This is a genomic window from Streptomyces sp. NBC_01335 (assembly GCF_035953295.1).
Taxonomy (GTDB): Bacteria; Actinomycetota; Actinomycetes; order Streptomycetales; family Streptomycetaceae; genus Streptomyces.
The window spans coordinates 1,234,820-1,261,685 of the sequence record NZ_CP108370.1 but is presented as its reverse complement, the minus strand read 5'-3'; the positions used below and the strand labels follow the sequence as shown (position 1 = coordinate 1,261,685).

Annotated in this window: 24 protein-coding genes and 2 tRNA genes; 20 read left to right on the top strand and 6 right to left on the bottom strand. The window is 71.9% G+C overall.

Annotation, left to right across the window (positions count from 1 at the left end; translation table 11 throughout):
* Positions 1 to 111 precede the first annotated feature (111 nt).
* Positions 112 to 684 carry a CGNR zinc finger domain-containing protein gene (locus OG599_RS05085; RefSeq protein WP_327174737.1) on the bottom strand — a complete coding sequence of 191 codons (573 nt, stop codon included), beginning with the start codon at positions 682 to 684 and terminating at the stop codon, positions 112 to 114.
* A 240-nt stretch (positions 685 to 924) separates the two neighbouring features.
* Positions 925 to 1,338, bottom strand: coding sequence for an SsgA family sporulation/cell division regulator (locus tag OG599_RS05080; RefSeq protein WP_003959770.1), 414 nt, complete (start codon positions 1,336 to 1,338; stop codon positions 925 to 927).
* Positions 1,339 to 1,528: 190 nt separating this feature from the next.
* Between OG599_RS05080 and OG599_RS05075 the strand changes: the two genes are divergently transcribed.
* The 7 genes from OG599_RS05075 (at position 1,529) to OG599_RS05045 (ending at position 9,001) form a co-directional block, all read left to right on the top strand.
* The gene (locus OG599_RS05075; protein ID WP_327174736.1) at positions 1,529 to 1,984 is read left to right on the top strand and encodes a TIGR02611 family protein; all 456 of its coding nucleotides are present in this window, start codon (positions 1,529 to 1,531) and stop codon (positions 1,982 to 1,984) included.
* A 54-nt stretch (positions 1,985 to 2,038) separates the two neighbouring features.
* Positions 2,039 to 2,110: transfer RNA gene (locus tag OG599_RS05070), tRNA-Val, on the top strand.
* A gap of 297 nt (positions 2,111 to 2,407) precedes the next feature.
* The gene (locus tag OG599_RS05065) at positions 2,408 to 3,676 is read left to right on the top strand and encodes an ABC transporter substrate-binding protein (protein ID WP_327174735.1); all 1,269 of its coding nucleotides are present in this window, start codon (positions 2,408 to 2,410) and stop codon (positions 3,674 to 3,676) included.
* Between the two features lie 11 nt (positions 3,677 to 3,687).
* Positions 3,688 to 4,659 carry a carbohydrate ABC transporter permease gene (locus OG599_RS05060; RefSeq protein ID WP_327174734.1) on the top strand — a complete coding sequence of 324 codons (972 nt, stop codon included), beginning with the start codon at positions 3,688 to 3,690 and terminating at the stop codon, positions 4,657 to 4,659.
* A complete protein-coding gene (locus tag OG599_RS05055) occupies positions 4,656 to 5,516 on the top strand; it encodes a carbohydrate ABC transporter permease (protein WP_327174733.1) in 861 nt (286 codons plus the stop codon). The genes OG599_RS05060 and OG599_RS05055 overlap by 4 nt, the downstream gene beginning before the upstream one ends.
* A gap of 7 nt (positions 5,517 to 5,523) precedes the next feature.
* Positions 5,524 to 6,138: a hypothetical protein gene (locus tag OG599_RS05050; RefSeq protein ID WP_327174732.1), complete on the top strand. Its 615-nt coding sequence runs from the start codon at positions 5,524 to 5,526 to the stop codon at positions 6,136 to 6,138.
* Positions 6,139 to 6,250: 112 nt separating this feature from the next.
* A complete protein-coding gene (locus OG599_RS05045) occupies positions 6,251 to 9,001 on the top strand; it encodes an exo-rhamnogalacturonan lyase family protein (RefSeq protein ID WP_327174731.1) in 2,751 nt (916 codons plus the stop codon).
* Between the two features lie 75 nt (positions 9,002 to 9,076).
* Here OG599_RS05045 and OG599_RS05040 read toward each other — a convergent pair whose 3' ends face one another.
* Positions 9,077 to 11,605: an SCO7613 C-terminal domain-containing membrane protein gene (locus OG599_RS05040; protein WP_327174730.1), complete on the bottom strand. Its 2,529-nt coding sequence runs from the start codon at positions 11,603 to 11,605 to the stop codon at positions 9,077 to 9,079.
* A 106-nt stretch (positions 11,606 to 11,711) separates the two neighbouring features.
* Between OG599_RS05040 and OG599_RS05035 the strand changes: the two genes are divergently transcribed.
* The gene (locus tag OG599_RS05035) at positions 11,712 to 12,158 is read left to right on the top strand and encodes an SRPBCC family protein (RefSeq protein ID WP_327174729.1); all 447 of its coding nucleotides are present in this window, start codon (positions 11,712 to 11,714) and stop codon (positions 12,156 to 12,158) included.
* A 131-nt stretch (positions 12,159 to 12,289) separates the two neighbouring features.
* Positions 12,290 to 12,361 (top strand) — tRNA-Val (locus tag OG599_RS05030).
* Between the two features lie 79 nt (positions 12,362 to 12,440).
* On the opposite strand, the gene OG599_RS05025 is transcribed toward OG599_RS05030, so the two are convergent.
* On the bottom strand, positions 12,441 to 13,172 hold the full coding sequence (locus OG599_RS05025) for a 3'-5' exonuclease (RefSeq protein WP_327174728.1): 732 nt from the start codon (positions 13,170 to 13,172) through the stop codon (positions 12,441 to 12,443).
* Between the two features lie 238 nt (positions 13,173 to 13,410).
* On the opposite strand from OG599_RS05025, the gene OG599_RS05020 reads away from it, so the two are divergent.
* The 3 genes from OG599_RS05020 (at position 13,411) to thrS (ending at position 17,427) form a co-directional block, all read left to right on the top strand.
* On the top strand, positions 13,411 to 14,007 hold the full coding sequence (locus OG599_RS05020; RefSeq protein WP_327174727.1) for a DUF4365 domain-containing protein: 597 nt from the start codon (positions 13,411 to 13,413) through the stop codon (positions 14,005 to 14,007).
* Positions 14,007 to 15,317, top strand: coding sequence for a hypothetical protein (locus tag OG599_RS05015; RefSeq protein WP_327174726.1), 1,311 nt, complete (start codon positions 14,007 to 14,009; stop codon positions 15,315 to 15,317). The genes OG599_RS05020 and OG599_RS05015 overlap by 1 nt, the downstream gene beginning before the upstream one ends.
* Before the next feature lie 133 nt (positions 15,318 to 15,450).
* Positions 15,451 to 17,427, top strand: a complete 1,977-nt coding sequence (gene thrS, locus OG599_RS05010; protein ID WP_327174725.1) for a threonine--tRNA ligase — start codon at positions 15,451 to 15,453, stop codon at positions 17,425 to 17,427.
* A gap of 36 nt (positions 17,428 to 17,463) precedes the next feature.
* Here the strand turns inward: thrS and OG599_RS05005 are convergent, their stop codons facing one another.
* Complete coding sequence (locus OG599_RS05005) at positions 17,464 to 18,183, bottom strand: potassium channel family protein (protein WP_327174724.1); 720 nt, start codon at positions 18,181 to 18,183, stop codon at positions 17,464 to 17,466.
* A gap of 67 nt (positions 18,184 to 18,250) precedes the next feature.
* Here OG599_RS05005 and OG599_RS05000 point away from each other — a divergent pair, with 67 nt between their 5' ends.
* A complete protein-coding gene (locus OG599_RS05000; protein WP_327174723.1) occupies positions 18,251 to 18,811 on the top strand; it encodes an HIT family protein in 561 nt (186 codons plus the stop codon).
* 67 nt (positions 18,812 to 18,878) lie between these two features.
* Here the strand turns inward: OG599_RS05000 and OG599_RS04995 are convergent, their stop codons facing one another.
* A complete protein-coding gene (locus OG599_RS04995; RefSeq protein WP_327174722.1) occupies positions 18,879 to 20,549 on the bottom strand; it encodes a hypothetical protein in 1,671 nt (556 codons plus the stop codon).
* Positions 20,550 to 20,871: 322 nt separating this feature from the next.
* Here OG599_RS04995 and pgsA point away from each other — a divergent pair, with 322 nt between their 5' ends.
* The 7 genes from pgsA (at position 20,872) to OG599_RS04960 (ending at position 26,850) form a co-directional block, all read left to right on the top strand.
* The gene (gene pgsA, locus OG599_RS04990; RefSeq protein WP_327179925.1) at positions 20,872 to 21,558 is read left to right on the top strand and encodes a phosphatidylinositol phosphate synthase; all 687 of its coding nucleotides are present in this window, start codon (positions 20,872 to 20,874) and stop codon (positions 21,556 to 21,558) included.
* Entirely contained in the window at positions 21,555 to 22,496 is a 942-nt protein-coding gene (locus OG599_RS04985; protein WP_327174721.1) for a phosphatidylinositol mannoside acyltransferase, read from the top strand. The genes pgsA and OG599_RS04985 overlap by 4 nt, the downstream gene beginning before the upstream one ends.
* Positions 22,493 to 23,716 (top strand): glycosyltransferase family 4 protein, encoded by a 1,224-nt coding sequence (locus OG599_RS04980; protein WP_327174720.1) that lies wholly within the window; start codon positions 22,493 to 22,495, stop codon positions 23,714 to 23,716. The genes OG599_RS04985 and OG599_RS04980 overlap by 4 nt, the downstream gene beginning before the upstream one ends.
* A gap of 90 nt (positions 23,717 to 23,806) precedes the next feature.
* A complete protein-coding gene (locus tag OG599_RS04975; RefSeq protein WP_327174719.1) occupies positions 23,807 to 24,352 on the top strand; it encodes a hypothetical protein in 546 nt (181 codons plus the stop codon).
* Positions 24,353 to 24,495: 143 nt separating this feature from the next.
* Entirely contained in the window at positions 24,496 to 25,425 is a 930-nt protein-coding gene (gene pdxS, locus OG599_RS04970) for a pyridoxal 5'-phosphate synthase lyase subunit PdxS (RefSeq protein ID WP_327174718.1), read from the top strand.
* Between the two features lie 6 nt (positions 25,426 to 25,431).
* Complete coding sequence (gene pdxT / locus OG599_RS04965) at positions 25,432 to 26,034, top strand: pyridoxal 5'-phosphate synthase glutaminase subunit PdxT (protein WP_327174717.1); 603 nt, start codon at positions 25,432 to 25,434, stop codon at positions 26,032 to 26,034.
* 60 nt (positions 26,035 to 26,094) lie between these two features.
* Entirely contained in the window at positions 26,095 to 26,850 is a 756-nt protein-coding gene (locus tag OG599_RS04960) for a YebC/PmpR family DNA-binding transcriptional regulator (RefSeq protein WP_327174716.1), read from the top strand.
* Positions 26,851 to 26,866: the final 16 nt, after the last annotated feature.

Genomic DNA, 26,866 nt, shown 5'->3' with positions numbered 1-26,866 from the left:
ACGATCCGCGAGCGGACGAGGACGAACGCGTGGACGCCCGGCCCACACGCACACCCACCCGCCCGCCCTCTGGCGCGCAGGAGCCCCGGGGGCCCGTCCCCGGGCCCCCGCTCAGCCCGTCGCTTCCTTGCGCCGGGCCCGGTACGCCGCGACATGGAGGCGGTTGCCGCAGGTGCGGCTGGAGCAGTAGCGGCGGGAGCGGTTGCGCGAGAGGTCGACGAACGCCCGGCCGCAGTCCGGGGCCTCGCAGCGCCGCAGCCGCTCCTGCTCGCCCATGACCACGATGAACGCCAGGGCCATGCCGCAGTCGGCCGCGAGATGGTCGGCGATCGAGGCGCCCGGCGCGAAGTAGTGGATGTGCCAGTCGTACCCGTCGTGATCGGTCAGCTGCGGAGTGGTGCCCGCCGCGGCCACCAGCTGGTTGACGAGATCGGCCGCGACCCGGGCGTCCGTGGCGGCGAAGACCGCCGCGAACTTCGCGCGTACCTCCCACAGCGCCCGCAGGTCCTTCTCGCCGAGCCGGCCGACGTCGCTGACGCGGTGGTGCGCCGCGAAGGCGTACAGCTCCGTGGTGCCCGCGATCCTGTCCGTGGGCCCGCCGACGGGCGATCCGCTCTCCGGGGCGGTGTTCACCAGATCGACCACCGTGTCGAGTGCGATGCGGGTGTCGTGTGGGATCAGCACGCTTTGCTCCCTGGCCTCCGGCGGGCGCCGTGCCCGCAGATGCGGGCAGACTCTACTGGCTCGTTCCGCCCGCGCGGGGGCCGGGACCGGCGGGCGGGCCGCCGTCCATGTCCGCGTACACGCGCCGACGCCGCCACCGCGGTGGGTTCCGCGGTGACGGCGCCGGTTCCTGCCCTATGAGGTTGTCCGCGCGACGCCGTCTCCCCGAGTCGGACGGCGTCCCGCAGTTCGTCGCCTGGCTCAGCTTTCGGCCAGGATGTGTGAGAGCTCGGTGTCGAGGTCGAAGTGACGATGCTCGGTGCCCGGCGGAACCGCGGCGTCGGTCCTCTTCAGGAACGACTCCAGGGCCCGCGCCGGGGCTTCGAGCAGGGCCTCTCCCTCCGGAGAGCTCAGTGCGATACAGACGACGCCTTGGCCGTGACTACGAGATGGCCAGACGCGGACGTCTCCGGTGCCGGTGGGCCGGTGCAGCCCCTCGGCAAGGAGGTCACGGGCGAAAACCCACTCGACCGTCTCCTCCGCTCCGGTGTGGAAGGTGGCGTGCACGGCATAGGGATCGGCCGTGTCATACCGCAGGCCCGCGGGTACAGGCAGTGAGGACTCGCTCGACACAACGAGGCGCAGGTGCAGCTCGCAGCTGACCGTGGTGTTCATAAGCGCCAGGGCCTTTCGCTCAGTGTGCGCTCGGGGATTCGCACGTCGGCGAAATCGACATGCCACCGACGGTGGCGTTGTAAACCCCTCTGACCGTTTTGTGCTTCTTTGAGTCCCCCGTACAGCGGTGTGTAACTTTCCGTCATGCACCCATTCCAGTGACGGAGAGCGGTCGGGTAGGTTGAGTCCCATGAATGCGCAGAGTGACGAACGGGACGGAACCGCGCCGGTCGCGGAACCGGGTTCCGTGGCGGGGGACGTGGCGGAACCGGAGCGTGAGCTGGGCTCCCGGGCGCCGGCGTTCATCAAGGCGTCGAAGCCCCTCCACCTGAGCTGGCAGGTGGGCGTCTTCGCCGTGGGCCTCGCCGTCGTGGCGGCGGGCGTGGCGATGCTGGTGCTGCCCGGACCGGGGTGGCTGGTGATATTCGGCGGCATGGCGATCTGGGCGACCGAGTTCGTCTGGGCGCAGCTCGTGCTCCGCTGGACCCGGCGGAAGGTCACCGAGGCGGCGCAGAAGGCGCTCGATCCCAAGGTGCGGCGTCGCAACATCATTCTCACCGTGGCCGGGCTGGTGATCGTCGCGGCGCTGGTGGGGATCTATCTCTGGAAGTTCGGCCTCAGCCTGCCGTGGAACATAAGCGAGTGAGCGCGGGGTGGTCCAGGGGCACCGCTGACATGCGGTAATGTTTGCGGTGCGCCCGGGCGATTAGCTCAGTGGGAGAGCGCTTCGTTCACACCGAAGAGGTCACTGGTTCGAACCCAGTATCGCCCACCCGGACGGAAGGCCCGAGAAACCGCAAGGTTTCTCGGGCCTTCCGCGTTTCCTGTCGGCGTCATGAGGCCGGGCGCTTCGCGGCGGAGTGGGTTCCGGCCGGTGCCGCCCGCCCCGCCGGCTCCGCGCGGAACCCGGGCCGCCCGGGTGTTCCGGCGCCCCCGGTGAAGCGCTTCGACCGATCCTGTCACAACCGTTGACGTTGTCGTGTCCACTCCATAATTTGTCGGCAAGCGCTTTCTTGAACGATTCAATCTACCGAGGCGGGGGTGCGACCTGCCCGGGATGGGGTGTGTCATGACGTCTTGGCGAAATGCCCGGGGACTGCGTGCGGCAGGCGTGTCCGTGGTGGCGCTGGGGCTTCTCGCCACCGGCTGCGGGGGCGACGGGGGAACGGGAGCCGGCGGCAAGGTGGAGATCCGCTACTCCTGGTGGGGCGGTCAGGAACGGGCCACCCTGATCAACAAGACGATCGCCCTGTTCGAGAAGAAGTACCCGGACATCGAGGTGAAGACCGACTTCCAGGACTACGAGAACTTCTGGAAGAAGTTCAACACGCAGGCCTCGGCGGGCAACGCCCCCGACGTCTTCCAGAACTCCGTCGCCTTCCTGCGCAAGTACGACGACAAGCGGGTGCTGCTCGATCTCAACGCCCAGGTGCGGGCCGGGAACCTCAGCATGGAGCACTTCCGGGCGGGCCTCGACAAGGCCGGCGAGGTCGACGGCAAGCTGGTCGGCGTCCCGGTCGGAGGCAACACCTTCGCGCTGATCTACAACCCCGCCGAGTACGAGAAGATCGGCGTCACCCCCACCGAGGGCTGGACCTGGGACGAGTACGACGCGGCCACCGAGAAGATCAGCAAGGGCGGGCTGCCGGGAGACAGCGGTGGCGGCGGGATCATGTACCTCTACGACCTGGTCCTGCGTCAGCACGGCAAGGCGTTCTTCACCGACGACGCGGAACTCGGCTTCACCGAGGCCGACCTCAAGGACTGGTGGAACAAGAACTACGCCCGCACGAAGGCGGGCATCCTGACCGACCCGAAGAAGATCGAGCAGGCCAAGCCCACCTCCGGGCTGTCGAAGGACCTCTCCGCCGGGGAGTTCACCTGGGACAACTTCCTGGTCCGCTACACCTCCGAGACCAAGGCTCCGCTCGCCCTCGCGCCCGTACCCACCACCGACGGCAAGCGCACCGGGCAGTACATCTCCTCACTGATGCTCAGCGGGTCCGCCCGCACCAAGCATCCGAAGGAGGTGGCCACCTTCATCGACTTCATGGTCCACGACCCCGAGGTCGGCAAGATCATGGGCTACGACCGGGGCGTCCTCGCCACCGAGGAGCAGTTCGACGCCTACGAGCCCACCGGGGTCTCCGCCCAGATCGCCGCCTACGAGAAGCAGATCGCCGACAACGTCGAGCCGATCACCCCGCATCCGGCGGGCGCCGACATCGTCGAAGCCGCCTTCCTGCGCATCGCCGCCGACGTGTTCCTCGGCAAGACCTCGGTGGACGACGGCACGAAGCAGTTCTTCTCCGAGGCGAAGACGGCACTCGGCTCCTGAGAGGAACGGCGATGACCGACACCCAGGCGGCCCCCGCGCCGTCGCCGCCCGAGGAGCGCCCCGCGCCCCGCAAGGCCCCCGCCGCCTCCGGGCGGCGGCGGGCCCGCGGTGAGAACCTCGCCGGCTACCTGTTCATGTCCCCGTGGATCGTCGGCTTCCTGCTGCTGACCGCGGGCCCCATGCTCGCCTCGCTCTATCTGGCGTTCACCGACTACAACCTCTTCGACAGCCCCCGGTGGGTCGGGTTCGAGAACTTCACCGAGATGTTCTCCGACCCCCGCTGGCGCAAGTCCGTCCAAGTCACGACCTCGTACGTCCTGGTGGGCACCCCGCTCAAGCTGGCGGCGGCGCTCGGCGTGGCCCTGCTGCTCAACAAGCCGCGGCGCGGCCAGGGTTTCTACCGGGCCGCGTTCTACGCCCCCTCGCTCGTCGGCGCGAGCGTCTCCATCGCCATCGTGTGGCGCGCGCTCTTCTCGGACGACGCCGTCGTGGACCGTTCCCTCCAGGTCTTCGGCGTGCACGTCGGCGGCTGGATCGGCGACCCGGACATGGTGATCTACGCCCTGGTGGCGCTCACCGTCTGGCAGTTCGGTGCGCCCATGGTCATCTTCCTGGCAGGCCTCCAGCAGGTGCCGCGCGAGCTGTACGAGGCGGCGCAGGTGGACGGCGCGAGCGCCTGGCGGCGGTTCCGCTCGATCACCCTGCCGATGATCTCCCCGGTGCTCTTCTTCAACCTGCTGCTGGAGACCATCCACTCCTTCCAGATCTTCGCCTCGGCCTACGTCGTCACCAACAGCAAGTGCGGTCCGGCCGACGCCGGGCTCGTCTACACCTGCTACCTGTACGAACAGGGCTGGACCAACCTCCGGATGGGTTACGCCTCCGCCATGGCCTGGATGCTGCTCATCTCGGTCGGCCTGGTCACGGCCGTGCTGTTCTGGTCCCAGCGGCGCTGGGTCCACTACGAGGAGGACATCCGATGAGCGCGCTCATCCACCCGGCGCGGCGCCGGCCGACGCGCTCGGTGCTCTGGCACGTCGGCGCGCTCCTGGTCCTCGCGCTGGTGCTCTACCCGCTCTTCTGGGTGATCGGCAGCTCGCTGAAGCCCAACGAGGACATCGTCGGCGGGCTCGAACTCTTCCCCACTCAACCGGTGTTCGATCACTACCGGAAGCTGACGGACGGCATCGCCGACATCCCCGTCTCGACCTTCTTCGTCAACTCGCTGGTGCTGGCGTTCGGTTCGGTGGCAGGAGTGCTGTTCTCCTGCTCGCTCGCGGCCTACGCCTTCGCCCGGATCGACTTCCGGGGCCGCAACCTGCTCTTCTCGCTGATGATCGGCACCCTTCTGCTGCCGTACCACGTACTGATCATTCCGCAGTACGTTCTCTTCCAGAAGATGGAACTCATCAACACCTATGTGCCGCTGCTGCTCGGGAAGTACCTGGCGACCGACGCGTTCTTCGTCTTCCTGATGATGCAGTTCATGCGGAACCTGCCCCGCGAACTCGACGAGGCGGCCCGGCTCGACGGCTGCGGGCACCCCCGGATCTACTGGCACATCATGCTGCCGCTCTCCCGGCCCGCCCTGATCACCAGCTCGATCTTCACGTTCATCTGGTCCTGGAACGACTTCCTCGGCCCGCTCCTCTACCTCAACGAGCCGGACAAGTACCCCGTCTCCATGGGGCTGAAGATGTTCATCGACCAGGACAGCGCGGCGGACTACGGCGGGATGGTCGCCATGTCGGTCCTCGCCCTGCTGCCCGTACTCGCCTTCTTCCTCGCCTTCCAGCGGTACCTGGTCGAAGGCGCGGCCACCTCCGGGCTGAAGGGCTGACCGGGCCATGAGCGCACCCACCACCACCCGCGTCCGCGCGCACACCCGGCGTGCCGCCGTGCGCCGCCGCACCGAACGGCTCGCCCGCTTCGCGCTCTTCGCCGAATGCCTGCTCACCGGGGTCTGGATCACTCTCGCCGCACTGCCCCTGGTCACCCTCGTACCGGCGTTCGCGGCGGGCTGCGCCCACCTGCGGAGGCAGACCGGGGGCAGGCGCGGCGGGCTCCGGGAGTTCGCCGGCGATCTGCGGGAGGCGGCACGCACCGGCCTGCTGGTCTCCCCGCTGACCGGGGCGGCCCTCGCCCTGCTCGCCCTCGACTGGCGGATCGCCCGGTCCGGACAGCTGCCCGGCGGCAGGCTCCTCGCGGCGGTCAGCGTCCTCGGCGCCCTCGCCCTGGCCGTCGCGGCGCTCCGTACGGCCGCCGCCTGGCGGCCCGGCGCCCGCTGGGCACCGCTGCTGCGCGGCGCGGTCCGCCGTACCGCGACCGACCCCGTCGGCTCGCTGCTCCTCGTCGGCGGGTTCGCGGCCGTCGCCCTCACCGCCTGGCAGCTGCCCCCGCTCGCCCTGCCCGCCCTGGGCGCACTCGCCGCCGCGGCGGTCGTCACCGACCGCCGCCGCTGACCCCCCGTCCACCCCCGGGGCGCGGAGCGTGCCCCGGGGCGGTCCGGCCTGCCCGTTCCACGCCGGCGCAAGCGCGCACGAACCGAGTCCCCCCCGGAGAACTGGAGTCGTGATGTCCCCGATCCCCCGTCGCACCATGCTCAAGGCCGCAGCCGTCGTCGGTGCCGCCACCTCACTGTCCTCGACCGCGCTCACCGGCGCGCCACGGGCCGAAGCGGTCACGCCCGCCGCCGGGGAGAGTGGGGAACCGGTCGAGATCGGCTGGCTGGAGGAGGGCGGGCTCGGCGCGGCCCCCGGCACGACGTTCGGGGTGCCCTGGCCGAAGGGGCGGTACCCGGCCGACCAGAAGTTCGCGCTCGCCACCGCGGAGGGCAAGGGCGTCCCCGTGCAGAGCTGGACCACCGCCACCTGGCCGGACGGCTCCCTCAAGTGGAGCGCCCACGCCGTCGGGCCGGAGGCGGCCGGTGCCAGGAAGTTCGCCCTCACCGCCGGTGAACCCACCGCTCCCGGGGTGAAGGTCACCGTCAGCGGCTCCGGCTCGGCGATCACCGTCTCGACCGGGGTCGTCACCGCGAAGATCGGGAAGACCGGTTCCTCGCTCGTGAAGTCGCTGGTGCGCGGCGGCACCGAGATCGCCAAGGACGGCAGGCTGGTCCTGATCCGCCAGGGCGAGATCGAGGACGGCGACCAGGGCAGGGAGACGTACGAACGCTTCGAGAGCGCCATCGCCTCGGCCGAGGTCGAACAGGCGGGCCCGCTGCGCGCCGTCGTGCGCGTCGACGGCAAGCACCGTCGCGGCTCGCGCTCCTGGATGCCGTTCTCCGTCCGGTTCTACTTCCACGCCGGCGCCGAGTCGTTCCGCATGGTCCACACCATCACCTTCGACGGCACCCAGGAACCCGGAAAGGCCAGTGGCGACTTCGTCCGGGGCCTGGGCGTCCGCTTCACCGTCCCGATGCGCGACGAGACCTACGACCGCCACGTCCGGCTCGGGGGCGAGGGCACCGGCATGCTCCGCGAGGCCGTCAAGGGCATCACCGGCCTGCGCCGCGACCCCGGAGCCGCCGTCCGGTCCGCCCAGTTCGAGGGGGTACGCCTTCCCGACCCCGCCACCTGGGACCAGCGGGTCACCAGTCGCCTGCCTCTCATCCCCACCTGGGGGGACTACACCCTCGGCCAGCTCTCCGCGGACGGGTTCTCGCTGCGCAAGCGGACCGCGAAGGGGCACGGCTGGATCGCGGCGGGCGGCGGACGCCGCGCCTCCGGCTTCGGCTACGTGGGCGGCGTGAGCGGCGGACTCGCCTTCGGGCTGCGGGACTTCTGGGAGAAGTTCCCCGCCCAGCTCGACATCAGGGGCGCCGACACGGACGAGGCCGAGGTGACCGTCTGGCTCTGGTCGCCCGAGGCCGAACCCATGGACCTGCGCTTCTACCACGACGGCCTCGGCATGGACACGTACAAAGAGCAGCTGGACGGGCTGGAGATCACCTACGAGGACTACGAACCCGGCTTCGGAACCCCGTACGGCATCGCCCGCACCAGCGAACTCGTCTTCTGGGTCCACGACTCCACCCCAGGCGCCGAGGCGCTGGCCCGCCAGACCGCCGCCGTCCGCACCCTCCCGCAGCTCGTCGCCCCGCCCTCCCAGCTCATCGGCGCGGGCGTCTTCGGCGGGCTCTTCGCCGAGCCGGACCGTTCCACCCCGGCGAAGGCGAGGATCGAGGACCACCTCGACTTCCTCTTCTCGTACTACCGGGACCAGGTCGAGATGCGGCGCTGGTACGGCTTCTGGGACTACGGCGACGTCATGCACACGTACGACCCGTCCCGGCACCAGTGGCGGTACGACATCGGCGGCTACGCCTGGGACAACTCCGAGCTCTCCACCGACCTCTGGCTCTGGTACGCCTATCTGCGCTCCGGCCGTGCCGACATCTTCCGCTTCGCCGAGACGATGACCCGCCACACCGGCGAGGTCGACGTCTACCACCTCGGCAAGTGGGCGGGACTCGGCACCCGCCACGGCGTCCAGCACTACGCGGACAGCGCCAAGCAACAGCGCATCGCCAACACCACCTACCGCCGCTTCTACTACTTCCTCACCGCCGACGAACGGGTCGGCGACCTGATGCGCGCCAACGTCGACTCCGACGAGACCTTCCTGGCGCTCGACCCGCAGCGCAAGGTCCGCACCGACGTGTACACCCCCGACCGGCACGCGCTCTCCATCGGTTTCGGCACCGACTGGAGCGGGCTCGTCTCCGCCTGGCTCACCGAGTGGGAGCGCGGCGGCCCGCAGGCGGCGAAGGCCAAGGACCGGGTCCTCGGCACCATGGAGACGATCGCCGCACAGCCCAACGGCTTCGTCCAGGGCAGCGGACTGTACGACCTCGACACCGGCCGGTTCGCGATCGCCGCGCAGCCCGTCGTGAGCGTCTCCCACCTGTCGGGCGTCTTCGGGCTGAACGAACTCTGCGCCGAACTCGTCGCCCTCGTCGACATGCCGGCGTTCGAGCGGGCCTACCTCGACTACTGCCGGTACTTCAACGCCACCAAGGCGGAACAGGCCGCCCGCTACGGCTCCGACTTCGGCAGCATCAGCCTTTTCCAGGGCCACTCCCGCATGGACGCCTACGCCGCCGTGCGGACCGGTGACGCCAAGTTCGCCGCCCGTGCCTGGGAGAAGTTCTTCAACGGTGACGGATACAAGGAGTCCGCGCCCTGGAAGACCGAGGAGGTGACCGGGCCCCTCGCCACCGTCGCGGGCACCGAGGCCGCCTGGGTCTCCACCAACGACACCGCCCTCTACGGGCTCGCCGCCATCGAGAACCTGGCCCTCGTCGGCGACCGCATGCCCGGCTGACCGTCCGCACTGCCCCCTGCCCTGCCCTGTCCTGTCGTGCCCGCCCCGAGCCCGGGGCGGGCACGACAGGGCCCCTCACCCCATCCGGCCCAGGGCCTCCCTCACCCGCCGGGCGTCCCGCAGCCGCTTCTCGTACGTCGCGCCCACCGCGAGCAGCAGCACCCCGGCCGCCGCCGGCACCAGCCACCTCGGCAGCGCTCCCACCACCTGCACCACGTACGGGGCGAGCTCGTGCAGGCCGAGCAGGGCCACCACCCCGCCGCCGAGGAGCAGCGGGGCCTGGAGGCGGGCCCGGGCGCCGGCCAGCGTGACCGCGAGGGCCGCGAGCCCCAGCAGCAGCGGGCGCGTCCACCCCGGGTCGCCCCAGGCCGCCAGCAGGCTCGGCACCAGCGTGACCGTGAGCCCCGCGCCGTACGCCGTCCAGGAGGAGACCTCGTGGCCCGGGGTGGCACGGCGGCGTCGCAGCACCCCCACCACCAGGGCCGGGACCGTCACCGGCAGGGTGTACGCCTCCGGGGCGGTGACCTCCGACGCCGCCAGCCGCACCCAGGACGCCAGCACGAAGAGCACCAGCGCCAGGGCGCCCGCCACCTTCCGACGCTCCGGCCGCACGGCCGTACCGGCGGCCAGCACCCCGGACAGCCCGAGCACCAGGGCGAGCCACGCGGGGTCCGTGATCGCCAGGCCGACCGCCACCAGCGCGCCGAAGGCCCCGGTCAGCTCCACCGGCACCGACACCGGCCGACGCCGGAGCACCCCGCCGAGCAGTGCCGTGACCGCCGGGCCGACCAGCAGCAGCGGCGCCCCGTGCGAGGCGGAGAGCCCCAGCGACCCGGCGGCGGCGGCGGTCAGCGCGATCCCGCCGAGGACCGCGGTGCAGGCGGCCACCGAGCGCGCCGAACGCTCCGGCAGCCGGAGGGCCGCCGCGGCGAACAGCACCGTCAGGGCCGCCACCACGGCGTACGTCCCCGCCTGGGAGGACAGCGACAGCGCCGCCACGCTCACCGTGCCCGCCAGCGCGCAGCCGAGCGCGGCCGGACCGGCGGCGGACCGGGCCGGGCCCCGGGAGAAGCGCACCAGCAGCTCCAGCGCCCCCGCGACCAGCAGGGTCTCCAGCACCGCCCCGGCGGCGTACGGGACGTCAGCGACCGCCGCCGCGACCAGCACCGCGCAGGCGGCCGTCGCCGGGACGGCCACCGGGGCCGCGCCCCGCCACCACGTCCAGACCGTCCGCGTCCGCACGGCGGCGAGGCCCTCCGTGCCCTCCGCGCCCTCCTCCCCGACGGGCCGCACGACCCACCGGTGGGCCGTCGCCCCCAGGGCGGCCACCACCGCCAGGGCCACCGGCGCGGCCATCGTCCACGACGGGGGAACCGGCCCGCCGAGCGCGTCCCGCAACCCCTGCGGAGCGCCCGCCCACACCCGCGTACCCGCCGACAGCGGGCCCACCAGGACCGCGGCCACCCAGGGCACCGCCCAGAGCAGCGCCCCGGCGACCACGGTCGCCACCGCCGCGTCCACACCCCGCCCGGCCGCCCCCGCCGACAGCGGCCGGCCCACCGGCGGGCGCGCCACCGACAGCCGGGCCGCCACCAGGAGAGCGATCCCCGCGAGCAGATACGCCACGACGGCCCACTCCGACGGCAGCGCCGCCCGCACCACCCCGCCGGCGCCCGCCACTGCGGCGAGACCGCCGACGAGTCCGCAGGCCGTCGCGAGGCCGGCCGGCACCCGGCGCACGGCGAGCAGCGCGGCGGCCCCCGCGAGCACCAGCAACGTCCCCGGGGCGATCGCCGCGACCGGGCCCCCGCTCATCAGCGACCGGGCCAGGGCCAGCAGCAGCGCGCCCGACCCGGTGACCGCGAGGCAGACCAGCGCGGTGATCCGCACCCCGGACCGGGCCGCCCGGACCGCGAGCACCCCGTCCAGCACCGCCGTGACCAGCAGCGCCCACCCGAAGGCGAGGGCCGGAGCGCCGGCGGCCACGCAGCCCAGCACCAGCGGCAGCTGACCCGCCACCACCGCCGCCGGAACCGGCAGCACCGGCCGGCCCGGCGTCAGGCCGTACCCCGCCCAGAGCGCGGCGAGCGCGGCCGAGGCCACGGCGGCGAACGCCGCGCCGTCGGTGCCGGGGAGCGCCACCGCGTGGAGGGCGTAGGCGTCCAGGAGCGTCAGGACGAGCCCGAAGGCGCCCAGCGCCTCCGCCGTGGACCGCAGCCCGCCCTGCCGCAGCAGGACCGGGGCGACGAGGGCGGCGGCCGTCACGGTGGCCAGCACCGCCGAACGGCCGCCGATGCCCATCGAGCCCCAGCTGAACAGCGTGAACGCGATGGCGGCGACCGCGAGCAGCAGCCCGCCGAGGGTGAGGAGCACGTTCTGCGCGCCGCGCCCGGACGGGGTCCCCGCCGGGACGCGCGGGCCGGACGCCGGCGGCGGGGAAGCGAAGGCCGTGTGCGCGCGGGCGGAGCCGGAGCCGGCCGAGGCACGCACCGCCTCGACCAGCCAGGCTCGGCGCTGGAGCAACTGCACCCGGCGGGCGTCCAGTCGGGCGAGTTCGCGGTCGAGGAGCGCCAATTCCTCGGCGGGCGGCGGGACATGTTCCATGCCCGGAGTGTCGGGCCCGGACCGGGGCGCGTACATGTGTTCAGGTACTCACTTCCGGGAGTGAGTACCCGGGACGACCGCCCCCGGAGCGCGCCAGACTGGCTCCATGAACCCGAACCACTACCGGTTCACCAGCCTGTGGGACCTCCCCGCGCCGCCCGCCGCCGTCCTCGCGGTGCTGGAGCGGGGCGAGGAGTACCCGTGCTGGTGGCCGCAGGTCCGCGAGGTGGCCCAGGTGGACGCGACCACGGGACGGGCGCGCTTCCGCTCCGTCCTGCCGTACGACCTGGTCGTCACCGTCGAGCAGGGCCGGCACGATCCGGAGGCCGGAGTCCTCGAAGTGTCCATGCGGGGTGATCTGGAGGGCTGGGCCCGCTGGACCGTCACCGGCCTCGGCGACGGCAGCCGCGTGCGGTACGACCAGGAAGTCGAGGTCCGCAAGCGGCTGATGCGGCTGCTGGCACCCGTCGCCCGGCCCGTCTTCCGGGCCAACCACGCCCTGATGATGCGCTCCGCCAGGCGCGGGCTGACCGCCCGGCTCGACGGTCTCTGAGGGCTCGGCGCGACGGTCGTTGACGGCCCGGCTCGACGGTCTTTGACGGCCCGGCGCGGGGCGGGGCGGCGGCGCTTCGGGACGCGGCTTGAACGAAGCCCGCCGAGCACTGTATTGTTCAACCCGTTCCCGGGCGATTAGCTCAGTGGGAGAGCGCTTCGTTCACACCGAAGAGGTCACTGGTTCGAAACCAGTATTGCCCACCGGGAAAAGCCGGTCCGTCAGCAATGACGGACCGGCTTTCACGCGTTCCGGCCCGTACCGGGAGGCGGGGCCGGCCGTTCACGCCGCGGCGGCCACCTCCGGGCGCGGACGCAGCGGCCACGCGGGGTCGACCCGCTCCGGGGTGCCGCTCCGCGCGAACCACGCCTCCAGCCCCCGCGCCTGCGCCGCGTGCCAGGCCACCTGGAGCGTGTGCAGCTCCGCCGGGCTCAGCCGCTCCAGCCGCGAGGTGAACCGCCGGCCCACGGCGCGTACCAGCTCCATCGAGGCCGCGGCGTCCGCCGCCGCGTCGTGAGCCCCGTCCAGGACCACCCCGTACAGCTCGCAGAGGTCGGTCAGGGTGCGGCGGCCCTTGCGGTAGCGGTCCAGGTGCTTGTCGAGCACCCGGGGATCGACCACGCACAGCGGCACGTGCTCCAGATAGTGCGTGAGCGAGGACGCCCGGTGCCGCTTCAGTTCGCGGTCCAGCAGCGTCAGGTCGAAGGGCGCGTTCATCACGACCAGCGGACGGCCGGTCGCGCACTGCTCGGCGAGCGAGCGCGCGATCTCCTCCACCACCGGAGCCGGCCACCGGCCGTTGCGCTGCAGATGGTCGTCGGTCAGGCCGTGGATCCCGGTGGCCCCGGGCGGCACCGGTATCCCCGGATTGATCAGCCAGCGGGTCACCCGGGCCCGCCCGCCGGCGGTGTCCTGGACGACCAGGGCGGCCGAGACTATCCGGTCCTCCTCGACGTCGACCCCCGTCGTCTCCGTGTCAAATGCGGCCAACGGCCCCTCGAACCAGTGCATCATCCCCGAACTCCTCGCACCCGCACGGCAGATGGCGTGATTCCCCTGCCCGATATCGGTGATACCCGCAGTGTTTGCCTGATACGCCGTTTGCGGGCCGTCTCCTTCGGTGACAACACTTCTGACGGGAAAGGGAGTTGACCGGTGTCCGTTCGCGGTGCCGGTCGCGGCGCCGGTCCCCGTCGGAGTTGAAGCACGCCCACGACCGGAGAACTGCACAGCCCGGAAGGCATACGGAGCCATGGCGCTCGCGCAGCCCGACCCGGGGAGCACCGCACCTGCCGCGGACCGCGAGAGAGGTCTGCCGGCCGGGCGGACCGCCCCCCTGCGGGGCACCCTCGCCACCACCGCCTGCATGGAGACCCTTCAGGTGGGGTATCTCCACGCCGTGGCGGCAGCGGCCGGCTGCTCCCTCTCGCAGCCGTTTCCCGACAACGGCGTCGACTGGCACCTCAGCCACGGCGCCCCGGCCCACACCGTCGACGACGAAGTGACCGTCAAGGTGCAGCTCAAGAGCACCTACCAGCTCCCGCCGCACCCCCAGGGCGGGACCTTCCCGTTCACCCTCGACAACGCCCACCTCGTGAAACTCGCCCGGACCCCCGTGTCCGTGCACCGGATCCTGGTCGTGATGATCGTGCCGCGCGCCCAGGACGACTGGCTCCGCGCCGGACACGACCGGCTCGACCTGCGGCACTGCTGCTACTGGATCAACCTGGCCGGCCACCCGGTGACCGGCAGGCTCAGGACAACCGTGCGCATCCCGACCTCGCGGATCTTCGACGACCGGGCGGTCTGCGAGATCATGGCCCGGGTCGGGGCGGGAGGGAGACCCTGATGCACCGGTCGATGGACGAACCCGTCGGCGGCGGAGCGGAGCCGGACACCCGGGCCCATCCGGCCGAGATCCCGGAGGTGCGGCTCCTCCGGGAGGCGGGGGAGGCGCGGGAAGCCCCGGACCGGGGCGTGTCCGGCGCCCTGCCGGACCCGTCCGCCGTGGACCCCGCGGTCCTCGGGGTGCTCCTCGCCCGCCACGGCTGGTGCCTGCGCGGCGGTGCCGCCGGGCGCTACACCCGGTGGACCCCGCCCGGCCCGGCCGGCGGGCCCGCCAGCCTGCTGGTGCCCGCCACCGCCGCGTTCCCCGACAGCGAGGAGCTGCTCGCGGAAGCGGTCGCGGCCCTCGCCCGCAGCGCCGAACCCTCCGCCCGGGACGTCCTCGTCGCCCTCGCCGTGCCCAGCGACGAGGTCCGATGGCGGCGCGAGGTCCCCGAGGGGGCGGTGGCCGCCGCCGGGGCCGCCGGAGCGGCGGGCTGGGGCGAGGCGGAGGCGCTGCGCTCGGCGGCCCTGCGCGTCCTGCTGGCCGGATCCCTCGCCGTACGCGGCCCCGCCGGCCACCACGGGGCCCGCCACCGCAGACGGGCCCGGGCCGCCCTGGACGACGTACTGATCGGCCCGGCCCCGGGCGGGCGCCGGCTCACCGCCTTCCTCCCCGTCACGTCCGGCCGCGCCGTCGCGGGCCGGCTCTACCGGGCGCTGCACGCCGCCCGCGAGGCCGTCGACTACCAGCGGGCCACCGGCCGCATGGAGGCCTTCGACGCCGCCGTCCCCGCCGGTGTCAGCCGCGAGCTGACCGAGGCCTTGGTCGCCCTGGTCCGCGGCTCGGAGGGGGCCAGGATCACCGTCGACTGGGCGCCCGCCCGCGGTGCGCCCGACGACTGCCCGGCCCGCCCCGAACCCGTCGACTTCTCCCCGGGCGACCTCCCCGCGCTCCGCCTGGCCGGCACCCGCTACCGCCAGGAGGAGCCCTCCTTCCCGGTCCGGATCACCGGAGCCGTCGTCCGGATGCGCCGCTCCGGGCCGCGCGGCCCCGGGACCGTACGGCTGCGCGTCCTCGCGGGGGCCGAGGTGGCGCACGTACGGGTCGAACTGGACGAGGAGGCGTACCGCATCGCCGGCCACGCCCACCTCGTCGGGCTCCCGCTGCGGGTGGAGGGGGTGCTGGAGAGCCGGGGCGGTTTCCGGCGCCTGACCGGCGCCACCCAGGTCGCGCCGGTCCAGGTCGACGAGGCGGAGCGCGACCGGCTGATGAAGGCGCTCCAGGAGAACCTGGACTGGTTCGAGGAGGCGTGCGCGGGCGACGAGGGGTAGCCCGCCGCTCTCTCCCGCGGGGACGCCGTCGTCCGCGGGAGAAGAACGCAATGTGAATTAGGCTGCCCGGCTCGGTACGATCCCTGGAGCACGCGCAAGCAATGCGGTGCGCCCCCTGAGTCAGGAGAGACCGGTGTCAGACGTCCGTGTGATCATCCATCGCGATTCCGAGCGGGAAGAGCACGTGGTGACGACGGGCACGACGGCCGCGGAGCTCTTCCCCGGACAGCGCTCGGTCGTCGCCGCCCGCGTCGACGGCGAGCTGCGCGACCTCGCCCACGTCCTCCGGGACGGCGAGAGCGTCGAGCCCGTGGAGATCTCCTCCGAGGACGGTCTCAACATCCTGCGCCACTCCACCGCGCACGTGATGGCCCAGGCCGTGCAGGAGCTCTTCCCGGAGGCCAAGCTCGGCATCGGCCCGCCGGTCAAGGACGGCTTCTACTACGACTTCGACGTCGAGAAGCCGTTCACGCCCGAGGATCTCAAGGCCATCGAGAAGAAGATGCAGGAGATCCAGAAGCGTGGCCAGCGCTTCTCCCGCCGCGTCGTCACCGACGAGGCCGCCCGCGAGGAGCTGGCCGCCGAGCCGTACAAGCTGGAGCTCATCGGCATCAAGGGCTCGGCCTCGTCCGACGACGGCGCCGACGTCGAGGTGGGCGGCGGCGAGCTGACCATCTACGACAACCTGGACGCCAAGACCGGCGACCTGTGCTGGAAGGACCTCTGCCGCGGTCCGCACCTGCCGACCACCCGGTTCATCCCGGCGTTCAAGCTGATGCGCAACGCCGCCGCGTACTGGCGCGGCAGCGAGAAGAACCCGATGCTCCAGCGCATCTACGGCACCGCGTGGCCCACCAAGGAAGAGCTCAAGGCGCACCTGGAGTTCCTGGAGGAGGCCGCCAAGCGCGACCACCGCAAGCTCGGCAACGAGCTGGACCTCTTCTCCTTCCCCGACGAGATCGGCCCCGGTCTCGCGGTCTTCCACCCCAAGGGCGGCATCATCCGCCGGGCCATGGAGGACTACTCGCGGCGCCGCCACGAGGAGGAGGGCTACGAGTTCGTCTACAGCCCGCACGCCACCAAGGGCAAGCTCTTCGAGAAGTCCGGCCACCTGGACTGGTACGCCGACGGCATGTACCCCCCCATGCAGCTCGACGACGGGGTGGACTACTACCTCAAGCCGATGAACTGCCCGATGCACAACCTGATCTTCGACGCGCGCGGCCGTTCCTACCGTGAACTCCCGCTCCGCCTCTTCGAGTTCGGCACGGTCTACCGGTACGAGAAGTCCGGCGTGGTGCACGGCCTGACCCGCTCGCGCGGCTTCACCCAGGACGACGCGCACATCTACTGCACCAAGGAGCAGATGGCCGAGGAGCTGGACCGCACGCTCACCTTCGTGCTGAACCTGCTCCGCGACTACGGCCTGACCGACTTCTACCTGGAGCTCTCCACCAAGGACCCGGAGAAGTTCGTCGGCTCGGACGAGATCTGGGAAGAGGCCACCGAGACGCTGCGCCAGGTCGCCGAGAAGCAGGGCCTGCCCCTGGTCCCGGACCCGGGCGGCGCCGCCTTCTACGGCCCGAAGATCTCCGTCCAGTGCAAGGACGCCATCGGCCGCACCTGGCAGATGTCGACCGTGCAGCTCGACTTCAACCTGCCGGAGCGCTTCGACCTGGAGTACACCGGCCCGGACGGCACCAAGCAGCGCCCGGTCATGATCCACCGCGCCCTGTTCGGTTCCATCGAGCGCTTCTTCGCGGTGCTCCTGGAGCACTACGCGGGCGCCTTCCCGGTCTGGCTCGCGCCCGTCCAGGCGGTCGGCATCCCGATCGGCGACGCCCACATCCCGTACCTCCAGGAGTTCGCCGCCACGGCGCGCAAGCAGGGGCTGCGGGTCGAGGTGGACGCCTCCTCCGACCGGATGCAGAAGAAGATCCGCAACCAGCAGAAGGCCAAGGTCCCCTTCATGATCATCGCGGGCGACGAGGACATGGCCAACGGCGCCGTCTCCTTCCGCTACCGCGACGGGTCGCAGGAGAACGGCATCCCGGTCGAAGAGGCCATCGCCAAGATCGCCAAGGCCGTCGAGGACCGCGTCCAGGTCTGATCCCGGCACGACACGAGTACGGCCCCCGGCGCGGCGTCAGCCGACCGGGGGCCGTTCCTCGTCCTCCCGCCGGAACACCTGGAGCAGCCACGACGAGAAGGAGCCCGTCACCGCCCCCAGCAGGGCCAGACCGCAGACCATCAGCCCCGTCGCGACGATCCGGCCCTCCGGGGTGACCGGCACCGCGTCGCCGTACCCCACCGTCGTCAGGGTCGCGCAGGCCCACCAGGCCGCGTCGCCGAACGTGACGATGCTGGCGCCCGGCGCCGTGTGCTCCACGTGGTAGACGGTGAGCGCGGCGGAGAGGCCGAGCAGGATCGAGGAGAGCCCGGCGTACGACATCACGCGGGCGTACAGGTTCAGCCGCGGCTCGGCCCGGCGCTGCTGGACCGCCGTGTACACCTTCACCACGCGCAACGGCCGCAGCAGCGGCATCACCAGCACCAGGGTGTCCAGCCAGTGCGACCGCACGAAGCGGTGACCCTGTCCGCTGAGCCACAGGCGTACGACGTAGTCCACGACGAAGAGCGCCCAGGTCCCGTAGACCAGCCCCAGCCCCACGTCCGGCCACGGGGCGCGGTCCCGGCCGGCCAGTACGTGGATCGCGTACCCCGCGAGGAAGACCAGCGAGGCGACCGCCAGGGGCACCTCCGCACGCGCCTCCCATCGGCCGAGCCGGGTCGGCGGGCGGGCGGCGGCGGAGCGGTCGCCCGTGGGGGACGGGCGGTCGCTCGGAGGGTCGGGGCGGTCGCTCATGGCCGCAAGCATCCCGCCGCCGCCCGGGGCCGGGCCCCGGCGACACGCAAGCCGGGGGTGACGCCATATGCTGAACCGCATGACGAGTGAGCCCGAGCAGCAGATCGGAGTGGGGACGCCCGACGCGTTCCAGCGCCTGTGGACCCCCCACCGGATGGCCTACATCCAGGGTGAGAACAAACCGAGCGGTCCCGGCGCCGACGACGGCTGTCCGTTCTGTACGATCCCGTCCAAATCGGACGTGGACGGGCTCATCGTGGCACGCGGCGAACACGTCTACGCGGTGCTCAACCTCTACCCGTACACCGGTGGCCACCTCATGGTCGTGCCGTACCGGCACGTCGCCGACTACACGGAGCTCGACGGCCCGGAGACGCTCGAACTCGCCGACTTCACCAAGAGGGCGATGGTCGCGCTCCGCGCGGCCTCCGGGGCGCACGGCTTCAACATCGGCATGAACCAGGGCGCCGTCGCCGGCGCCGGCATCGCCGCGCACCTGCACCAGCACCTCGTACCGCGCTGGGGCGGCGACACCAACTTCATGCCCGTGGTGGGCCACACCAAGGTGCTCCCGCAGCTCCTCGGCGACACCCGCGCGCTGCTGGCCGACGCCTGGCCCGCCGCCTGACGGACCGCGCACGGAGAGCAGGGGCGCCCCCGGCCGGGGGCGCCCCTGCTCTCCGTGCACGCAGGGCTCAGGCGTCGTAGGAGTCGGCCTTCTTCGGCGCCGCGTCCTGGACCGCACCGCTCAGCGACATCGAGCGGCTGCTGAAGCGCTCCGTGTCCACGCCGTTCTCCTTCAGAACCCGCAGCGCCGCCGAGTGGACCACCCGCAGCACCGGGGTGGCGGCCCGCAGCGCGTCGTCCGCCATGAAGCGGTGGTTCCACGGCTGCGAGGCCCAGGCGTGCCGCATCCCGAACGGCTCCGGCAGGCTGATCTTGCCGCCGAGGTAGTCCAGCAGCGGCGGGTACCAGGTCAGCGGGGCGCGCAGCGCGAGGCGGACCACCTCCTCCGGCTCGACCAGCGGCAGGTTGATCTTGCGGGTCTCCCAGAAGCGGACCGTCTTGTTGACCGTCTTCGTCTTCGCCGCCGGCTTCGAGAAGAAGAGCGAGTGGACCGGACCCAGCGCGTGCCCGGTGACCTCGATGCGCAGCGTCTCGTGCAGCACCGTCACCGTGATCATCATGGTCAGTACCAACTGGCCGTCCCAGAGCGTGAACTGCACGCCCAGGTAGTGCCGGGCGCCGCTGCCGAACTGCTGGTGGTTGCAGATGCGCTGTATCTCGTGCGGCTTGACCTGGAAGGTCGCCACGTCCTCACCGGCGGGCCGGGAGACCGAGTCCGCGTTCTCGCCCACCGGGGAGACGATCCAGTGCTTCACCGAAGGCTTCGGGAAACCACCGCTGTTCAGCGGGCCGCGTTCCAGCATCTGCAACTGGTCGTGGATCGCCCGGATCACGTCCCAGCTGCGGAACTGGTGGAATTCCTTGGTGGGATCGGCCGAGACCAGCTCCTCCGCCAACTGCCAGCTGCCCCAACGGGTTCCCATACCGAGAATGCCCTTGGGGCCCGCGTAGAAGACCGAGTTCGACTGCTGCTCCGCAGCGAGCTTCTCCAGCGACTGGCGCAGCGCCTCACGCGCGGTCTCGTTCGGGTTCTTCGGCACCGCGTCCGGGATCTTGGCGCTGATCCCGCCGCCCGAGAGCAACCCCTCCCAGCGGGCCCGCATGTCCTTCGCCGACGTCTCCGCGATCCGCTTCGCGATGAGCCAGCCGACCACCGGGGCGACGATCGCCCCGCGCAGATAGAGCCCCAGGAGACCGCCGACCGGCAGCGCGACCAACGCCACCACCGCCAGACCGCCGATGACGACCAGCACGACCGTGCCCAGCGCCTTGAACGCCGTGTCCCTGGACTTGTCGAGGGCGTCCCGCAGCCGGAAGGCGATGATCCACAGCAGCAGTCCGGGCAGGAACAGCACCCCGCACACCAGCGTCACCAGGGTCAGCCGGGTGTCGCGCTCCTTGCGCAGCCGGGACGCCGACAGGCAGTGCTCCACGACGGTCTGCGGGTCCATCCCGAAGGACTGGATCAGCGCGCCGCGCGCCCCGCCCAACGTGCGCTCCTGGACCGCCCGCGAGAAGGCCTCGCCCAGATTGGGCTTGAAGTAGTTGGCCTTGAAGAACTTCGAGGAACCCTCCGACACCGAGGACTTGTGCCACTCGTTGTCCGCCTTGAGGATCTCCTCCACCGGGCTGTCCCGGTACGCCGCCGAGGCCAGGGCGTTCGTCGCCACCGCCCCGGCGCTCGCGCCCTGGATCGGGATCTGCGCTCCGGGAGAAAAGTCGAATCCGTCGCTGGCCACTTGTTCGCCCCCACTCGCCGCATGGTCTGCTCCTGCGGGTGTGCCCAACTACCGTACGCGGCATACCTTCTGAGCTGCGCCCACAGCGTAGCGTCCGAACGCCCCCCACCGCCCGTCACCGCAGCGGCGCCGACGGTGATTGCGACAACGCGCCGTCCGAGCGCCCCCTCGGGACGCGTGGAGAGCGCGGGGCGGGAGCCCTCCGCGACGCGCAGAGAGCGTGGGACGGGTGCCCGTCCGGTGGAGCGGCCGCGTGGTGACTACGATGGGCCAGCCGGTGGCCGAAGGGGTCGCGCGGCCCACCGACCCCTCAGGGAAGGCCATGCTGAACAAGTACGCGCGTGCGTTTTTCACGCGTGTCCTCACGCCGTTCGCCGCTCTGCTGCTCCGCCTCGGGATCAGTCCCGACGCGGTCACCCTGATCGGCACGGCCGGAGTGATGGCCGGTGCGCTCGTCTTCTTCCCGATGGGGGAGTTCTTCTGGGGCACCATCGTCATCACCGTCTTCGTCTTCTCGGACCTGGTCGACGGGAACATGGCACGGCAGGCCGGGATCTCCAGCCGCTGGGGCGCGTTCCTCGACTCGACGCTCGACCGGGTCGCCGACGGCGCCATCTTCGGCGGCTTCGCCCTCTGGTACGCGGGCAACGGCGACAACGACATCCTGTGCGCCGTGGCGATCTTCTGCCTCGCCAGCGGCCAGGTCGTCTCCTACACCAAGGCACGCGGTGAGTCGATCGGCCTGCCCGTCGCCGTCAACGGCCTCGTCGAGCGCGCCGAACGCCTGGTGATCTCGCTGGTCGCCGCCGGCCTCGCCGGACTCCACGGCTTCGGCGTCCCCGGCATCCAGATCCTCCTCCCGATCGCGCTGTGGATCGTCGCGGCGGGCAGCCTGGTGACCCTCGTCCAGCGCGTGGTCACCGTGCGCCGCGAGTCCGCCGAGGCGGACGCGGCAGCCGCCGCCGCGGAAGCGGGCCCGGCGGGTCGGGTGACCGAGGACGGCCGGTGAGCGCACCCGGCACCGACCTCAGGGAACGACTGACCGACGGGCTCTACGGGCTCGGCTGGGGCGCGGTGAAGAAGCTGCCCGAGCCGCTCGCCCGCGCCCTCTTCCGTACCCTCGCCGACCAGGTGTGGAAGCGGCGGGGCAAGAGCGTGCTGCGGCTGGAGTCGAACCTCGCCCGCGTCGTCCCCGACGCCTCCGGGGCCCGGCTCGCCGAACTCTCCCGGGCCGGGATGCGCTCGTACATGCGCTACTGGATGGAGTCCTTCCGGCTGCCCGCCTGGAGCCCGGAGCAGATCAGGGAACGCATCGACGTCACCGACGCCCACCGCCTCACCGAAGGCCTGGACGCCGGACGCGGAGTCGTCCTCGCGCTGCCGCACCTCGGGAACTGGGACCTGGCAGGAGCCTGGGTCACCACCGACCTCAAGGTCCCCTTCACCACGGTCGCCGAACGCCTCAAGCCCGAGACCCTCTACGACCGCTTCGTCGCCTACCGCGAGAGCCTCGGCATGGAGGTGCTTCCGCACAGCGGCGGCGCCGCCTTCGGCACGCTGGCCCGCCGGCTGCGCGCGGGCGGCCTGGTCTGCCTGGTCGCCGACCGGGACCTGTCCGCCTCCGGCGTGGAGGTCGACTTCTTCGGCGCCCGCGCCCGGATGCCCGCCGGCCCCGCCCTGCTCGCCCAGCAGACCGGGGCGCTGCTGCTCCCCGTCACCCTCGGCTTCGACGACACCCCCGTCATGCGGGCCCGGGTCCACCCGCCCGTCGCGGTGCCCGAGGAGGGCACCCGGGCCGAGCGGACCGCCGCCATGACCCAGGCCCTCGCCGACGCCTTCGCCGAAGGCATCGCCGCCCACCCGGAGGACTGGCACATGCTGCAACGGCTCTGGCTCGACGACCTCGACACCGCGGGCGGTACGACCGAGGGGAAGAAGACCCCGTGAAGATCGGCATCGTCTGCCCGTACTCCTGGGACGTCCCCGGCGGTGTCCAGTTCCACATCAGGGACCTCGCCGACCACCTGATCCGGCTCGGCCACGAGGTCTCCGTACTCGCCCCGGCCGACGACGACACCCCGCTGCCGCCGTTCGTCGTCTCGGCCGGCCGGGCCGTGCCGGTCCCGTACAACGGCTCGGTGGCCCGCCTCAACTTCGGCTTCCTCTCGGCGGCCCGGGTACGCCGCTGGCTGCACGACGGAACCTTCGACGTCATCCACATCCACGAGCCGGCCTCACCCTCGCTGGGACTGCTCGCCTGCTGGGCGGCACAGGGGCCGATCGTCGCCACCTTCCACACCTCCAACCCGCGCTCCCGCGCCATGATCGCCGCGTACCCGATCCTCCAGCCCGCGCTGGAGAAGATCAGCGCCCGCATCGCGGTGAGCGAGTACGCGCGCCGGACCCTGGTCGAGCACCTCGGCGGCGACGCCGTGGTCATCCCCAACGGCGTCGACGTCGCGTTCTTCGCCGACGCCGAGCCGAAGCCCGAGTGGCAGGGCGGCACTCTCGGCTTCGTCGGCCGCATCGACGAGCCGCGCAAGGGCCTGCCGGTCCTCATGAAGGCGCTGCCCGCGATCCTCGCCGCCCGCCCCGACACCCGGCTGCTGGTGGCCGGCCGGGGCGACGAGGAGGAGGCCGTCGCCCCGCTCCCCGAGGAGATGCGCTCGCGCGTCGAGTTCCTCGGCATGGTCAGCGACGAGGACAAGGCGCGGCTGCTGGCCAGCGTCGACGTGTACGTCGCCCCGAACACCGGCGGCGAGAGCTTCGGGATCATCCTCGTGGAGGCGCTGTCGGCGGGGGCCGCGGTGCTCGCCAGCGACCTCGACGCGTTCGCCCAGGTACTGGACCACGGCACGGCCGGCGACCTCTTCGCCAACGAGGACGCCGACGCGCTGGCCGCGGCGGCGATCCGGCTGCTGGGCGATCCGGAGCGGCGGGCCGGACTCAGCGAGCGGGGGAGCGCGCACGTGCGCCGCTTCGACTGGTCGACCGTCGGTGCCGACATCCTCGCGGTGTACGAGACGGTGGCCGACGGCGCCGCGTCCGTGGCGGCCGACGAGCGCGCGACCGGGCTGCGGGCCCGCTTCGGGCTCGTCCGGGACCGGGACGCGACCCAGCCCAGGGACCGCGACGCCTCCCAGCCGTTCGGACCGGCGGGGGACTGACGGGTCCCTCGCGGGGACGACTGGCCCGGCCGGTCCGGCCCCGTGCGGGCCGGTCGGGGCCGATGCCGGGCGACGGTAGCCTTTGCGCCCGTGACCGCAACCTTGATCTGGACCGTCGTCGCACTCGTCGCGATCGGCCTGTACCTCAGCTGGACCGCCGGACGCCTGGACCGGCTGCACGCGCGGATCGACGCCGCCCGGGCCGCCCTGGACGCGCAGTTGCTGCGCCGCGCCTCGGTCACCCAGGAAGTGGCCACCTCCGGCCTCCTGGATCCCGCCGCCTCCCTCGTCCTGTACGAGGCCGCGCACGCCTCCCGCCAGGCCGAGGAGGACCACCGCGAGGTCGCCGAGAGCGAGCTGAGCGCCGCCCTGCGCGCGGTCTTCGGCGAGAGCGCCCAGGTCGAGTCCGTACGGGAGGCCCGGGGCGGCGAGGAGGCGGCGGACGAGCTGGCCGCCGCCGTACGCCGGGTGCCGATGGCACGGCGGTTCCACAACGACGCGGTGCGGGCCGCGCGGGCCCTGCGCTCGCACCGCACGGTGCGCTGGTTCCGGCTGGCCGGGCACGCGCCCTTCCCGCTCGCCTTCGAGATGGACGACACCCCGCCCGCCGCGCTGGCCGACCGCCCGGGCACCTGAGACGGGACACGCAGCAGGGCGGGCCGACCGGGCGCGGTCCAAAACGATCCACCGCCTCCCCATTGGCCCTTGCTGTGGACTGGTCGTGGGGCGTTTGCTCGGCGGTGCAGGAAACCCGTAGTCCCTTCACCGAGTGAGGTCCCGTGTCCACGCTTCCCAGCACCCCGCAGTCCGCAGTGTCCGCCGGTTCTCCCGCGACCGGCACCGCCCGCGTCAAGCGCGGCATGGCCGAGCAGCTCAAGGGCGGCGTGATCATGGACGTCGTCGACGCCGAGCAGGCGAAGATCGCCGAGGACGCGGGCGCGGTGGCCGTGATGGCCCTGGAGCGCGTGCCGGCCGACATCCGCAAGGACGGCGGAGTGGCCCGGATGTCCGACCCCAACATGATCGAGGAGATCATCGGGGCCGTCTCCATCCCCGTCATGGCCAAGTCCCGCATCGGCCACTTCGTGGAGGCCCAGGTCCTCCAGTCCCTCGGCGTCGACTACATCGACGAGTCCGAGGTCCTCACCCCGGCCGACGAGGTCAACCACAGCGACAAGTTCGCCTTCACCACCCCGTTCGTCTGCGGCGCCACCAACCTGGGCGAGGCTCTGCGCCGTATCGCCGAGGGCGCCGCGATGATCCGCTCGAAGGGCGAGGCCGGCACCGGCAACGTCGTGGAGGCCGTCCGCCACCTGCGCCAGATCAAGAACGAGATCGCCCGGCTGCGCGGCTACGACAACAACGAGCTGTACGCCGCCGCCAAGGAGCTGCGCGCCCCGTACGAGCTGGTCAAGGAGGTCGCCGAGCTCGGCAAGCTCCCCGTGGTGCTCTTCTCCGCCGGTGGTGTCGCCACCCCCGCCGACGCCGCGCTGATGCGCCAGCTCGGCGCCGAGGGCGTCTTCGTCGGCTCCGGCATCTTCAAGTCGGGCGACCCGGCCAAGCGCGCCGCCGCCATCGTGAAGGCCACCACCTTCTACGACGACCCGAAGGTCATCGCGGACGCCTCCCGCAACCTGGGCGAGGCCATGGTCGGCATCAACTGCGACACGCTGCCCGAGACCGAGCGCTACGCCAACCGCGGCTGGTAACCCCCGATGAGCGACACACCCGTGATCGGGGTCCTGGCCCTCCAGGGCGACGTACGCGAACACCTGATCGCCCTGGCCTCGGCGGACGCCCTGGCCAGGCCGGTCCGGCGCCCCGAGGAACTCGCCGGGGTCGACGGTCTCGTCATCCCCGGCGGTGAATCCACCACCATGTCCAAGCTCGCCGTGCTCTTCGGCATGATGGAGCCGCTGCGCGAGCGGGTCCGGGCGGGCATGCCGGTCTACGGAACCTGCGCGGGCATGATCATGCTCGCCGACAAGATCCTGGACCCGCGATCGGGCCAGGAGACCGTCGGCGGGATCGACATGATCGTGCGCCGCAACGCCTTCGGCCGCCAGAACGAGTCCTTCGAGGCCTCCGTCACCGTCCGGGGCATCGACGAGGACACGGACGGACCGGTGGAAGGCGTGTTCATCCGGGCCCCCTGGGTGGAATCCGTCGGCGCCTCCGTGGAGGTGCTCGCCGAACACCGCGGACACATTGTGGCGGTACGCCAGAAAAACGCCCTGGCGACTTCGTTCCACCCGGAATTGACCGGGGACCACCGGGTCCACGCGCTCTTCGTCGAGATGGTGCGCGCGGTGCTCTGACCGATCCCGGTAGGATCTCTCGGGTTCGGATCGATTTTGGTGACGCGAAGGAGAAGGCAGATGTCCGGCCACTCTAAATGGGCTACGACGAAGCACAAGAAGGCCGTGGTTGACGCCAAGCGCGGCAAGCTCTTCGCGAAGCTGATCAAGAACATCGAGGTCGCGGCCCGCTCCGGCGGTGTCGACCCCGACGGCAACCCGACGCTCGTCGACGCCATCCAGAAGGCGAAGAAGAGCTCGGTCCCGAACAAGAACATCGACTCCGCGGTCAAGCGCGGCGGCGGTCTCGAAGCCGGCGGCGCCGACTACGAGACGATCATGTACGAGGGCTACGGCCCCAACGGTGTCGCGGTGCTCATCGAGTGCCTCACCGACAACCGCAACCGCGCCGCCTCGGACGTGCGCGTGGCGATGACCCGTAACGGCGGCTCCATGGCCGACCCGGGTTCCGTCTCGTACCTGTTCAACCGCAAGGGCGTCGTCAACCTGCCCAAGGGCGAACTGACCGAGGACGACGTGCTGGGCGCCGTGCTCGACGCGGGTGCCGAAGAGGTCAACGACCTCGGCGACACCTTCGAGGTCGTCAGCGAGGCCACCGACATGGTCGCGGTCCGCACCGCGCTCCAGGATGCGGGCATCGACTACGACTCCGCCGAGGCCAGCTTCCTGCCGACCATGCAGGTCGAGCTCGACGAAGAGGGCGCCCGCAAGATCTTCAAGCTCATCGACGCGCTGGAGGACAGCGACGACGTGCAGAACGTCTTCGCCAACTTCGACGTCTCGGACGAGGTCATGGAGAAGGTCGACGCCGCCTGATCCGGACGACCCGGAA